Below are 12,292 nucleotides of genomic sequence, written 5' to 3'. Positions count from 1 at the left end.
GCCAAATTGGGGCGCGTGGAAACCATTCTCACGCAAAACAGGAGCACGATACGGAAGGCAGTTAATGCATACGCCAGCAGATTCACAGGCAGCGAAAGAAACCGTCGAAAAGGCGGTCGCTCAGCTACGCACCGACAACATCGTGACAAATAACCCACAGCTCCGAGAAGCAGTCCAGCCAATTGTCGACGATACAGCAAATCGGGGGGTGCCCAATTTCAATATCATCTACCTAGATAGCGAGAAGATTTACCCCGTCGCCGAACAAAAGAACACCGACATCTTTTCCTTTGCCCGCCAAGTAGCGGACCAAGTCGGCGGCACCACTGTCGTGCGCACACCGGGCAATGTGGCCACCGCATCTGCCGATTTCCCCCGCGCAGCCATTGAACGCGCCGACCACGCAATGATGGAGACTCCACGAGACTATCCGGCGGGTCTCGATGCCTATTTGCACGAGCTCACTAACTACGTCGTTCCGTGGACTCTTTACAGCCTCATCGCAGGCGTCGTTATCGTCGCACTCTTCGTCGGACTGACGTTCTACTGGCTACGCACACGCCCAACCGCCTAAGAGTTCGCTTTACGACGGACGCTGAAGCTAACGGTCTCACTGAATACATTCACCGTCCCCGGTTTTCCACCCCCAGGCGAAAGACAGGGCAAATGCCCCAAAAACTGGTAGCAGTAGAGAAATCAGCCACTATCTGAATTGGATAACACTGTTGCAGCCACCGTAACCGTGTCAACGATTTTCACAAAGGTCAAGCATTAAAACTTGACCTTTTCTTATGTCCGGTACCCCAGGTAAAGGCCTACGACACTCCGGCACGCCGATAAGTCATCTAATAGTGACATAATTCACATAGAAACCTAGGGCTCACCATAACCGCAGGCCACGACATATAACGAAACGGTCACAAAGTGGGGGACAGTTGGTAATTTTGTTACTTATGTTTTTTTAGAGCTTTTTGACCCGTAAAGTGCTTCGTGATGCCAATAGTGGACTCAAGGGTCCAGTATTGACCGAAGAAAACTCGCGGGAGCGCCGCTGTTGCTTTTGGTTCTGGTTTCGGTTCGACGTTTTTCGAAGTTCCACTCAAGACCTGGAGGCAACAACAGGAAGATATCCAACGATGGGGAAGTCGCTGGTGTCGATTCTGAGGCGTGAACGCACCCATAGGAGAAATGTAGGAGTAACGCGGTGCCGAGTAATCGCAAAGTCCGTGCATCATATTGGACTCGTCCAATTGCCGGTATTATCACGGCGGGTCTTCTGGCGACGAACACTCAGGTCGCAGCTGCACAACCACTAAATCCGAGCGACGCCCAGATCCGTCAAGCGCGCGAGGCGGCCTCTAACGCCGAGTCGTACTTGCAGTCCCTGGTCGCCGAGGTAACTTCCAGCGAGCGCCGGGTATCTGACCTCGAGCTACGCATGGGCACTCTCCGCGAGGATGTCAACAAGGCCATGGTAGACCTTGAGAACGCTCGAGATGCCGCTAACCGTGCGCGCGAGGCGGTCGACGAGGCACGGATCCAACTCGACCGTTCCCGCGCTGAGCTCGCTAGTGCCCAGAAGCAGTTCGACGAGCTAGCACGCACCATCATGCGCCAGGGACGTTCCAGCGGCTCGATTCTCGAGGGTGCGCGAGATGCATCCGAGGCTATTAACCGCCTGTCCGCTTTGCGTCGCGAAGCTGATCGTCAAGAGCAGACCGTTGACTCTCTGGATAAGAATCGAACCGAGGCTGCTAACCAAGAGTCCACGCTTCGCAAGAAGAGTGACGAGGCTCAGCAGGCGGAAGCCACCGCAAACCAGCGAAACACCGATGCTCAGAACGCGTACTCCGAGGCAAACGAGGAGCTTCAAAAGGAGCAAGCTGATTACCAGCAGGCTCAGGTCGATCGCGATGCCGCAAAGGCATCTTTGGATGCAGCCCGAAACGCGGTCAACGAGCTGAACTCCCAGCGCCAGAATTATGAGAACGAGCAGGCCCGCAAGGAAGCGGAAGACGCCGCTGCCAAGAAGGCCGCTGAGGAAGCCGCAGCTAAGACTCGCGCCGAGGCGCAGTCGAACCAGACTGATGAGGATTCCTCTTCTGAGTCCACAGATGAAAGCTCTAGCACCTCTGGTTCTACGGGCTCGACTGATTCCACTAGCTCTACCGACTCGACTGGTTCTACGGCCTCCACTGGCTCTGACAGCTCCACTGGCTCCACTGGCTCTAGCAGCTCCACCGGCTCCACCAGTTCCTCTGAGACGACCGAATCTTCGGACTCCTCTGAGTCCACCGAGACTTCGGAATCGTCTAGCACCGGCAGCTCGTCGTCAAGCGGCACCCCGGCACAGACTGTGGCGCCAACGAATCCGGAGACCGGTCAGAGCACCTCGGGTTCTTCCAGCCAGAAGGTTGAGACTGTCATCGCACGTGCGATGGGGCAGCTCGGTGTCCCATACGCATGGGGTGGCGGCAACGCCAACGGCCCGACCAAGGGCATCCGTGATGGCGGAGTAGCTGACTCCCACGGCGACTACAACAAGATTGGTTTCGACTGCTCGGGCCTGACTCTGTACGCCTACGCCGCTGTCGGCATTGACCTGCCTCACTACACCGGCTACCAGTACCAGCGCGGAAAGCACTACCCGGCATCTCAGATGAAGCGTGGTGACCTGCTGTTCTGGGGCCCGAATGGTCATGGCCACGTCGCTATCTACCTGGGCGATGGCAAGATGATTGAGGCACCGCAGTCCGGTTCTGTGGTTAAGATCTCGCCAGTCCGTTATAACGGAATGACACCGAACGTTGTCCGCCTCGTCTAGTTTCTAACGACGTGTTCTACAGGTCGGGCGACCGACCTAAAGAAGGGTTTCTCTGTGACCTACCCAACGCCCACTGACCACACGGACCTCGAGCGCGCATACGCGGAGCTGGGGAAGGTTGTGGTTGGCCAGGAGCACCTGATTAAGCAGCTCTTCATCGCGATGCTCGCAGGAGGTCATGTCCTGCTCGAAGGTGTTCCGGGTGTTGCGAAAACTCTGGCAGTGTCTACTTTTGCCACAGTGATGGGTGGGTCCTACTCCCGCATCCAGTTCACTCCGGATTTGGTGCCATCAGATATTGTCGGCACCCGGATTTTCCGCCAGGACACCTCGGAGTTCATTGTCGAGCCCGGCCCGGTCATGTCAAATATCGTGCTCGCTGATGAAATCAACCGCGCACCGGCGAAGGTGCAGTCGGCTCTGCTGGAAGTCATGGCAGAGCACCAGGTGTCCATCGCAGGGGAGTCCACGCCAGTACCGGAGCCGTTTTTGGTTCTGGCCACGCAAAACCCAATCGAAAACCAGGGTGTCTACCCACTGCCGGAGGCCCAGCGGGACCGTTTCCTATTTAAGGTCCTCGTGGGTTACCCCACTCCGGCGGAAGAGCGGGAGATTGTCTACCGCATGGGAGCCACCCCTCCAGTCGCGCAGCAGATTCTCACCCCAGAGAGTGTTCGGGAACTGCAGCGCGCTACCCGCGAAGTCTTTGTCCACCACACACTGATTGACTACATCGTGGCCGTCATCGAACTCACCCGCAATCCGATGCGGGCGGAGTTGAAGGATGTCGACCGCTGGCTTTCCTATGGCGCATCACCGCGTGCAACTCTTGGTGCTGTCGCGGCTGCCCGCGCCCACGCGCTGTTTTCCGGTCGCGACTATGTCGTGCCGGACGATGTGGTTTCCGTGCTTCCCGACGTGCTGCGTCATCGCTTGGTCCTGTCCTATGAGGGCCTGGCCGATGGCGTTACTCCCGAACGGATTATTGACATCGTGTTGTCTCACGTGCGCCTTCCCCAAGGCGCGAGCACTGGCTCCGATGAGGGCACTGCCTCCTAATGTCAGCTCGTGAAGACGATCTTGCACGCGTCCTGGCGTACTTAGAGCTAACTGTTACGCGTAAGCTCAACGGACTTTTGCGCGGCAGCTTTCTCTCCACCGCTACTGGAGATGGCTCTGAGCCGGTTGGCTCCCGCGAATATGTCATCGGCGATGATGTTCGCCAGATGAACTGGGCAGTGACAGCCCGTACTGGAGTGCCGCATGTTCGCACCTCCGAGGCCGAGCGTGAGCTGGAGTGCTGGATTGTCGCCGAACCCGCCGCACGTCTGTCCACGGGATTGGCCGATACCACCAAACGACATCTGCTCACCGCCGCTGCCGGCGCTGTGACTATGCTTAACGACGCCCCGGGGTCCCGAACTGGATTAATCGCCGGTGGCACTCCAGTGCCCGCGGGCCAGGGCCGTGCCCACAGCTTGATGCTGCTCAAGCAGTTGGCTGACGCGACTGCTGAGCATAACCTCGCAGCGGATATTGACACAGTAATGACTCAGGCTCCGCGCGCTGGGCTGTTGGTTGTCATCTCGGATTTCCTTGGATCACTCGATTGGGCGCGCCCGCTGCGCGTTGCCTCGGCCTCGACAGAGATTATGGCGATTCGCCTGGTAGATCCAGCCGATGAAGCCCTGCCCGGCGAAGGCCCGGTGGTCATGGCGGATTCAGCAACCGGCGAGACCATTGAACTCAACATCAACGACAAGACCCGCGCCGAGTATACAGCTCAGGCTCGTGCCCACCACGAGCGTGTAATCAATGAACTGCGCAAATGCCGTGCTCGCGTTATTACCTTGCGTACGGATTCCGATTGGGTACTGGATTTTGCTCGACAAATTGGCCAACATTAGCGTCTGAGTAACCGCTTGTTAGTGCTATCTTTTTTGGGCCACCGACTAACCGGCTATAGCCACTGGTTTATACGCGACTGTTTAGGCGACTGGATGTGAGGAAACTGATACCGCGATGACGTTCCTAAACTCAACTTTTGCGCACCCAGGGTGGCTGCTCGCACTCGCTCTGCCTCTCGTGGCAGCCGTGGCCTATTGGATCAGCACTAAGCAGCGAAAGCAACGTGCCATTGCCTTTGGCAACTTCACCATCGTTGGATCACTAGGGAATAAGTCGTCGGCACGCCTGCGCCATGTCGTAGCTATCAGTGCGCTGTTGTCGCTAGTTCTGGTCATCATTTCATTGGCTGGTCCGATTTCGGAGACCAAAGTCGCCCGCAACCGAGCGACGGTTATGCTGGTGGTCGACGTTTCGCTGTCCATGTCGGCGACAGACGTTGCGCCAGACCGCATCACTGCAGCTAAAGAAGCCGGCCAAGAGTTCGTGGAGAACCTTCCCGACGACCTCAATATCGGCCTGGTGACGTTCTCTGGTCGTGCTCGCACTGCTGTCAGCCCGACTACCAACCATGACACCGTGAATCGAGCGCTCCAGGCTGCTGAGTTAGATCAGGCGACTGCGACCGGTGATGCCATCGCAGCCGCGCTCGATGCCATCAATCAGTTCAGCGACTCAGTTCAGGGCGGGGGAGAAGGCGCCCCACCAGCTACAATCGTGCTGCTTTCCGACGGCAAACAGACCGTCCCACAAGAACTCGACGATCCCCGCGGCGCATATACCGCCGCCGCCGAAGCCGCCAAGGCCGGGGTGCCAGTCAACACGATTTCGTTCGGTACCGCGCAAGGCGCAATCACGGTTCAGGGCGAATTAATTCCAGTGCCTAACGACGACGATTCGCTGCGAGAGATCGCCCGTCGAACAAAAGGTGAGTTCTTCAGCGCTGGTTCCCTCGAGCAGCTCCGCGATGCCTATGGCTCACTGGAAGATGACATCGGTTACGAACTCAAGCGGGCCGAGAATCCGAGGCCCTATCTGATCGCAGCCTTCGCGATGCTGCTAGTGACCGTGGGCTCACTGCTTGTGACCAATCGTCGAATTCCGCAGTAGGGCTGGGTTAGGGTGCCGTCGTAAAGCGATTTGTATGGAACCCGATTGGCAGGAGACGCCGGGGGCATTGAGCAGTCGTCTTATGGAGTCCTCAGACTGCGCTACTAACATGATTAGCTATGTCTTCTGATAATTTTGACGCTATTTTGCTGTTGTCTTTCGGCGGTCCCGAAAAGATGGCCGATGTGCGTCCCTTCCTGGAGAATGTCACCCGCGGCCGCGGAATTCCGCCGGAGAGGTTGGACGAAGTCGGTGCACACTACGCGCACTTTGGCGGTAAGTCCCCGCTCAACGATTTAAACCGCGAAATTGTCTCCAACCTTAAGGCTGAGCTCACTCGCCGTGGCTATGACTTGCCTGTTTATTTCGGCAATCGCAATTGGCATCCGATGGCTGAAGACACCGCGGCAAAGATGGCTGATGACGGTGTTAAGCGAGCGCTCGTTTTCGCCACTAGCGCCTGGGGCGGCTACTCCGGCTGCCGCCAGTATCACGAAGACATTGCTCGGATGCGCGAATCTCTGGGCGACCGTGCTTTTGACATGGAGAAAATCCGGAGCTTCTACGATCATCCGCTCTTTATAAAAGCCTATGCAGACGCAGTGCGTGAGGCGTTTGCCAAGCTACCGGATGACCGCCGTGAGGACACCCGGCTTATTTTCACCGCTCACTCTATTCCGGTCTCTGCGGACAAGGCATCCGGGCCGGTAGAGCTCGGCGGAAATCTTTACTCCCGCCAGGTCAACGAAGCAGCACGGCTCGTCGCCGACGCAGTGGGTATCACCGACTTTGACGTCGTCTGGCAGTCCCGCTCTGGCCCGGAGCACGTGCCGTGGTTGGAGCCTGACATCGTCGACCACGTTGAAGCGAAGGTCGCCAACGGCCTCCGATCCGCAATAGTGTGCCCGATTGGCTTCATCTCGGATCATGTTGAGGTCGCCTGGGATTTGGATGCTGAGCTTCAGGATGAAATGGCTCATCACGACATCGTCATCGAGCGGGTCGCAACGCCTGGTCCGACGGCTACTTTCACCGACATGCTCGTGGAGCTCATCGAAGAGCGCATCGCAGATGTCAAGCCCCGCCGTCTGGGAAGTGAACCGCTACTCGGCTCGGCCTGCAACGGCGCCCCCTGCGCCGCATCCTGTTGTACCCCGGCAAAGCGCCGCCCACACTGATTCCTTTGGCGGCAATGGGGCCGCGGGGCAAGGCAAATCCCTAGCGAGTCCACTCCTGAATCGCGTATTCCACCGCGCTCATCCGCGCCTGCCGAATCTTCCGCCACAGCGGGATGAGCTGCGCATCAAACGCGGCGCTGCCGTGCCCCGACTCGCTGCCCTGTGCCACCGCCAGAATCGACGACACCCGATCAGCTCTGGCGAGCACTCCCAGTGCACGGCGTGGCACATCATCCGGCACAAAGGCCATGTCCAGGTGGTCATCGAGCATGCCGACCATCAGCCGGGGATCCACTTTCGGGGCACCACTGCTTGACGACGTCAGCGGTGAACGCGGCATCGCCGCAATCGTGGCAGCCGCAACCCGCGCCGCATCTGCCAGCTGTAAATCCGCCTCGCCAGGGGAGAGATAGGCCGGCTCGGGAATGTGGCCTTCCAGTGTGTACCAATGCCACTGCGGTAGGCCTGGCACCGGCGTTGTCACTGGTATGAGCACATGGTTCCAGCCCGGCTCCGCATCCGCAATCACAATGGCCGAGCCTGCTGCGCGTGCAGCTTCAGCGGCGTCGGTTCCCGCAGGCAGTGCAGGTGCATCACCGGGCCCGGAGAGAATGAGGCGGACGAGGGGACGGTGGTCACTGTGCCAATCTCCCGCTTCAGTAACCGCTCGAAGAAGGCGGAGCATGTCGCTTCGATCGAGATCAGCGTCGCAATCGATGACATTCGGAACCGTGGCGTCGGCAAGCACGAACGTCCCCGGAACTGACGTGGGTCCGCCGAGCGAGTCTAGCGCGTCGAGGAGATGATCGTAGTTTTCCAAACCCGACAACCACGCGCCCAGCCAAAGGGCGATGTGCTGAGTTGGACTCCAGACCTGGTCGAGAACACTGCGCTGCATAGTGCAGCTCATCCTAGTGCAGCGTGTCGTTGGTCCCGTAACCGATGCTGTTAATCTCAGTACCCATGAGCTTTCAAGACCCGTACCGCAATCAGGACGTGTTCGCTGGCGCACGTGGCCACCGCCGTCGTATCCCGCAGCCAGCACGCGAGGTGACAGCAGAAAATGGTGTTGTCGTCGAGGCGTCCTATGACGGATTCGTCGGTGCAATTATCGGGTTGGAGAAAACTTTCGACGGCTGGTGCGTCCGGCTGGAGGACCGCCACGGCAAGTCTCGGCTGTTTCCCATGCACGAGCGCGGTTTTCTCATCGACGGCAAACCTGTGACTCTGGTGCGCCCGAAAGCACAACCGAAAAAGCCCTCGCAGGATCTGTCGGCATCGGGCTCGCGCAAGGTCCACAACGTCAAGGCCAAGGTTGCTCTCCCCAGCCGTATCTGGGTCGAGGGTATTCATGACGCGGCAATCGTCGAGAAGGTGTGGGGCCACGATCTGCGTGTTGAGGGCGTAGTCGTGGAGTATCTGGAGGGCTTGGACAACCTTCCAGAACGCTTGGCCGAATTTGGTCCGGGTCCGAAGCGCCGCGTCGGAGTCCTGGCAGACCACTTGGTGGAGGGCAGTAAGGAAAGCCGCATGACTCAGCAGCTCGGCCCGCACGTGATGGTCACAGGCCACCCGTTTATCGATGTCTGGCAAGCGGTCAAACCCTCGTCGGTAGGCATCGAGGCATGGCCGGAAGTTCCCTACGGGGAGGACTGGAAGACAGGAATCTGCCGTCGCTTGGGCTGGGGAGACGACCCCAAGGAGGGCTGGCGACGTGTCTACGCAGGTGTACACACCTACCGTGATCTGGAGTCAGATTTGATTGGAGCAGTTGAGCGCCTGGTCGACTTCGTAACTGAGCCACATATGCAGTACTGACCCCGGAATACTGGCTCCACTCGCCCCACATTTGTTCTGCAAAGTAGGTAGGGTGAGGGCGTGATTCCTCTCCTTTGGCTCGGAGCAAGCCTCCTACTGGTTCTCGGTGAACTCGCAGTCGGAGATTTAGCACTGTTAATGCTCGGAGGTGGTGCACTGGCAGCGTCCGGTGCGAGCCAGCTTGGAGCGCCGCTTTGGCTATCAGTGGTTATCTTCGCCGTTGTGTCCGCCGCACTTGTGCTGACAGTTCGCCCTGTGTTGCGCAAAAAGATGGCAAAACCGGACAAGTCCGCCGAACTGGAGTCGCGTCCGGAACTGCTAGCGGGCCGTCATGCTGAGGTCATCGAGCCAGTTTCTTCGTCAGCGGGTCTGATTAAGGTCAACGGCGAGTTGTGGAGCGCGCGCAGTCTTCTGACTGCGCAGACCTTCGATGCGAAGGAAAGAGTCACGATTGTAGAGATTTCGGGCAATACCGCAGTAGTGGACAAGCTGCTCTGAGCAGTCAACTCACTTAAAGGGCGCTCGGAGCACTCTTAGTTACTGACCATTAAATAACTGACCACACAGTTTCTAGCTACGGGGGAATCTCATGGAAGGCTTTATCATCCTCGTCGTTTTCATTCTCGTGGTTGTTACCTTGGTTCTCAAAGCGATTGTCCTGGTCCCTCAGGGTGAAGCGGCAATCGTAGAGCGACTGGGACGATACACGCAGACACTGAATAGCGGCCTGAACTTCATCATCCCGATCATTGACCGAGTGCGCGAGAAGGTCGATACCCGTGAGCGTATGGTTACCTTCCCGCCACAGGCAGTGATCACCGAAGACAACCTGACTGTGGCTATCGATACCGTCGTGACCTTCCAGGTCAATGAACCGGATCGGGCAATTTACGGTATCGATGACTACATCTTCGGTGTCGAACAGATCACCACCGCAACGCTTCGCGACGTCGTGGGTGGCCTGACACTGGAAGAGACACTGACTTCCCGTGACTACATCAACCGCCGTCTCCGCGGCGAGCTGGACGAGGCCACTGCCAAGTGGGGTCTTCGTATCGCTCGTGTGGAGCTGAAGGCCATTGAGCCGCCACCGTCGATTCAGCAGTCGATGGAAAAGCAGATGAAGGCCGATCGCGAGAAGCGCGCCATGATTCTGACTGCGGAAGGTACCCGCGAAGCCGATATTAAAACTGCTGAGGGCCGTAAGCAGGCACAGATTCTCGCCGCCGAAGGTAACAAGCACGCAGCAATTCTGGCTGCTGAAGCTGAGCGTCAGGCAACCATTCTGCGCGCTGAGGGTACTCGCGCCGCTACCTACCTTGAGGCACAGGGTAATGCTCGCGCTATCCAGAAGGTCAACGCAGCTGTTAAGGCTTCACAGTTGACACCTGAGATTCTTGCCTGGCAATACCTGGAGAAGCTGCCTGAGCTGGCAAATAAGGACGGCAATACTGTTTGGATGATTCCGTCGCAGTTCGGCGACAGTCTCGAGAGCTTCGCTAGGGCTTTCGGCAAGAAGGATGCCGACGGTGTCTTCCGCTACGAGCCTCCGGCCGTGAGCCGAGAGACCAAGGAAGAGGCTGAGCAGGGCCGCGACGAGAACTGGTTCGACATGTCGACTAACCCGGAGTTGGCTCGTGCAGTTGCCGCGGCGAACGAGGTCGCTAACCGCCCGGTTGATGATCCGGTGGCTGCAGCAGCTGGTAATACCCCTGAGAGGAAGAAGAATCGCCGCGCTGATTCGGCTCAGCCCGCTCAGCCTGAACAGTTGGGTGGCCAGAACGGTCCGGCAGCGGTTGAACCTGCGACACCGGCTGCGCCCGCTGCGCCGGCCACACCGGCTGCGCCGTCGGTTCCTTCCGGCAAACGTGACCTGCCCTCGGCTCCTGGCACCGGCAATACCAATGCAGGCGGCGGTGCGCACTCCACCGATCGTCCAGATTTTTCAGGATGGTCACGTGACCCTTACGCCCCAGAAAATGGGCAGTAAGTTTTTATAACTCATCAGCTCGCTGGAGCAGGTGGACGGCCAGGTTCCATCCGGCCAGCTCCGCCTGCCAGCCAGCTGCTGCGAGGCGTTGATTGACGGCCTGCTTAGAAACTCCCAATTCTTCCGCGGCCTCTACCTGTGAATAACCAGCGCGAACCAAACCAGTTGCCTCGCGCCCTTCGGGGGACCTGCGAGAGATAACGTGGTGCAGCAATGTGAATGCTGCACCAATATCCTCCGAGTAGTCCTTACCACGCGGATCGTTAGTCCGAATGCGGGTTTTTACCGTACCGGCTCTGCCTCCCTTACCGACGACTGAGCTCGATGCCAGATGCGCTTGCTCAATGTCGTCCTGAGGACAAACACCGATACCTATCGCCCAGTCACCTGCGGCCAATAGCGCCAGCACAAGCGTGGTGACTCCCACAGCATTTTCAGGAGCTGCGCGAAGCTCTTCGATACCTGCAACCTCAACAGTTCCTACGCCTTCCAGGCCGGAAAGTGCCTGCGCAGAGGCCTGAACGTGATCTGCCCTGCGAGTAGATCGACCGCGATACCTGGCAAAGACTGAGTACATACGCTCTAGTCTAGCCCCACCCCTTGACAGTTGGGCTAAGACACGTTCCTTCGCTCCGCAAACTCACAGGCAACCAACACCAGCTCGCCGAAAAACTCACGCCTAGCTCAAGAGCGCCAAGCGGTGTTTTAACGTTTCGAAGAACCGGTTACGACAGGGAACTTGGCGTCCGCAAGAAGTCCCAGCAAACCAAGCACGAGCAGAATTCCCGTGGCCACCGCAAAGCGCACGTCGAAGCCGACCAACAGCGCGTCGCCAAGCAGAACGACGGCGAGTGTGTTCGGCGCCGAACCTAGGGCAGTGGCGATGATATACGGCACGATGCGTATCGACGACAGCCCACAGGCGTAGTTGAGAAACGAAAATGGCACGCCAGCAATCATGCGCAAGCTGAGCACTGTGAGCCAGCCGCGTTGCTCCAACCGATGGTCGAGACTGAGAAGACGGCGGTTGGTCAGGTGCGTGCGAAACCAATCGCGTCCCAAAAACCGCACAATGCATAGGGAGAGAAGGGCAGAAACCGTCGTCGCAGTAATTGCCAGCAGGAAACCGAGCACTGGCCCGAAGAGGATTCCGGAAGCCAAAGTGAATACGGTGCGGGGGATTGGGAACTGAGTCAGTGCAACGTATGCGAGGAAGTAGAGGAGCGGGAACCAGTCACCGGCATCGATGGACCACTGCCGGATGGTAGCGACCGTGGGAACATCGACGTACAGCGTGACGACGACCCCCACACCTACGGCTAGCACCAGTAGAACCTTTTTGAGTGTAGGGGTAATTCGCACATCGGATACGTTCACCCATTTGAGGTTACCGGGGATTGCGGGGAAGCGTGTGACCTGCGCATTGGAGGCTCTGCGAGGAGGGCTAGTCAGCGGCTAAAGGCGTTT

Annotated in this window: 12 protein-coding genes; 9 read left to right on the top strand and 3 right to left on the bottom strand. The window is 58.3% G+C overall.

The window, feature by feature from the left end; translation table 11 throughout:
• Window positions 1–64: 64 nt before the first annotated feature.
• From CRD13_RS00585 to CRD13_RS00560, 6 genes are all read left to right on the top strand, one after another.
• Window positions 65–574 carry a DUF6676 family protein gene (locus CRD13_RS00585; RefSeq protein ID WP_187401169.1) on the top strand — a complete coding sequence of 170 codons (510 nt, stop codon included), beginning with the start codon at window positions 65–67 and terminating at the stop codon, window positions 572–574.
• A gap of 630 nt (window positions 575–1,204) precedes the next feature.
• On the top strand, window positions 1,205–2,824 hold the full coding sequence (locus CRD13_RS11115) for a DIP1281 family NlpC/P60 protein (protein WP_187401168.1): 1,620 nt from the start codon (window positions 1,205–1,207) through the stop codon (window positions 2,822–2,824).
• 54 nt (window positions 2,825–2,878) lie between these two features.
• Window positions 2,879–3,883, top strand: coding sequence for a MoxR family ATPase (locus tag CRD13_RS00575; protein ID WP_016422767.1), 1,005 nt, complete (start codon window positions 2,879–2,881; stop codon window positions 3,881–3,883).
• Window positions 3,883–4,731: a DUF58 domain-containing protein gene (locus tag CRD13_RS00570; protein ID WP_150961398.1), complete on the top strand. Its 849-nt coding sequence runs from the start codon at window positions 3,883–3,885 to the stop codon at window positions 4,729–4,731. The genes CRD13_RS00575 and CRD13_RS00570 overlap by 1 nt, the downstream gene beginning before the upstream one ends.
• A 115-nt stretch (window positions 4,732–4,846) precedes the next feature.
• Window positions 4,847–5,839: a VWA domain-containing protein gene (locus tag CRD13_RS00565; protein WP_049190713.1), complete on the top strand. Its 993-nt coding sequence runs from the start codon at window positions 4,847–4,849 to the stop codon at window positions 5,837–5,839.
• 119 nt (window positions 5,840–5,958) lie between these two features.
• Window positions 5,959–7,017 (top strand): ferrochelatase, encoded by a 1,059-nt coding sequence (locus CRD13_RS00560; RefSeq protein WP_049170588.1) that lies wholly within the window; start codon window positions 5,959–5,961, stop codon window positions 7,015–7,017.
• Window positions 7,018–7,057: 40 nt separating this feature from the next.
• On the opposite strand, the gene CRD13_RS00555 is transcribed toward CRD13_RS00560, so the two are convergent.
• Window positions 7,058–7,915 (bottom strand): hypothetical protein, encoded by an 858-nt coding sequence (locus tag CRD13_RS00555; protein WP_016422771.1) that lies wholly within the window; start codon window positions 7,913–7,915, stop codon window positions 7,058–7,060.
• 65 nt (window positions 7,916–7,980) lie between these two features.
• On the opposite strand from CRD13_RS00555, the gene CRD13_RS00550 reads away from it, so the two are divergent.
• The 3 genes from CRD13_RS00550 (at window position 7,981) to CRD13_RS00540 (ending at window position 10,825) form a co-directional block, all read left to right on the top strand.
• Window positions 7,981–8,835 carry a DUF3097 domain-containing protein gene (locus CRD13_RS00550; protein ID WP_048734135.1) on the top strand — a complete coding sequence of 285 codons (855 nt, stop codon included), beginning with the start codon at window positions 7,981–7,983 and terminating at the stop codon, window positions 8,833–8,835.
• A 60-nt stretch (window positions 8,836–8,895) separates the two neighbouring features.
• The gene (locus CRD13_RS00545; RefSeq protein ID WP_042388696.1) at window positions 8,896–9,333 is read left to right on the top strand and encodes an NfeD family protein; all 438 of its coding nucleotides are present in this window, start codon (window positions 8,896–8,898) and stop codon (window positions 9,331–9,333) included.
• A gap of 91 nt (window positions 9,334–9,424) precedes the next feature.
• A complete protein-coding gene (locus tag CRD13_RS00540) occupies window positions 9,425–10,825 on the top strand; it encodes an SPFH domain-containing protein (protein WP_070858594.1) in 1,401 nt (466 codons plus the stop codon).
• A 4-nt stretch (window positions 10,826–10,829) separates the two neighbouring features.
• Here the strand turns inward: CRD13_RS00540 and CRD13_RS00535 are convergent, their stop codons facing one another.
• Window positions 10,830–11,402, bottom strand: a complete 573-nt coding sequence (locus CRD13_RS00535; RefSeq protein WP_049193497.1) for a hypothetical protein — start codon at window positions 11,400–11,402, stop codon at window positions 10,830–10,832.
• A 128-nt stretch (window positions 11,403–11,530) separates the two neighbouring features.
• A complete protein-coding gene (locus tag CRD13_RS00530; RefSeq protein WP_052317814.1) occupies window positions 11,531–12,202 on the bottom strand; it encodes a TVP38/TMEM64 family protein in 672 nt (223 codons plus the stop codon).
• Between the last annotated feature and the right edge of the window lie 90 nt (window positions 12,203–12,292).

It is taken from the genome of Corynebacterium sp. LK26, from assembly GCF_014335085.1.
In the GTDB taxonomy this organism is placed as follows: Bacteria; Actinomycetota; Actinomycetes; order Mycobacteriales; family Mycobacteriaceae; genus Corynebacterium; species Corynebacterium jeikeium_D.
This window is presented reverse-complemented; position numbering and strand designations above follow the sequence as displayed.

Coding starts and splice junctions, on each gene's coding strand:
- CRD13_RS00550 (WP_048734135.1), top strand. CDS start 7,981: ATGAGCTTTCAAGACCCGTACCGCAATCAGGACGTGTTCGCTGGCGCA.
- CRD13_RS00565 (WP_049190713.1), top strand. CDS start 4,847: ATGACGTTCCTAAACTCAACTTTTGCGCACCCAGGGTGGCTGCTCGCA.
- CRD13_RS00585 (WP_187401169.1), top strand. CDS start 65: ATGCATACGCCAGCAGATTCACAGGCAGCGAAAGAAACCGTCGAAAAG.
- CRD13_RS00560 (WP_049170588.1), top strand. CDS start 5,959: ATGTCTTCTGATAATTTTGACGCTATTTTGCTGTTGTCTTTCGGCGGT.
- CRD13_RS00570 (WP_150961398.1), top strand. CDS start 3,883: ATGTCAGCTCGTGAAGACGATCTTGCACGCGTCCTGGCGTACTTAGAG.
- CRD13_RS00535 (WP_049193497.1), bottom strand. CDS start 11,402: ATGTACTCAGTCTTTGCCAGGTATCGCGGTCGATCTACTCGCAGGGCA.
- CRD13_RS00555 (WP_016422771.1), bottom strand. CDS start 7,915: ATGCAGCGCAGTGTTCTCGACCAGGTCTGGAGTCCAACTCAGCACATC.
- CRD13_RS00540 (WP_070858594.1), top strand. CDS start 9,425: ATGGAAGGCTTTATCATCCTCGTCGTTTTCATTCTCGTGGTTGTTACC.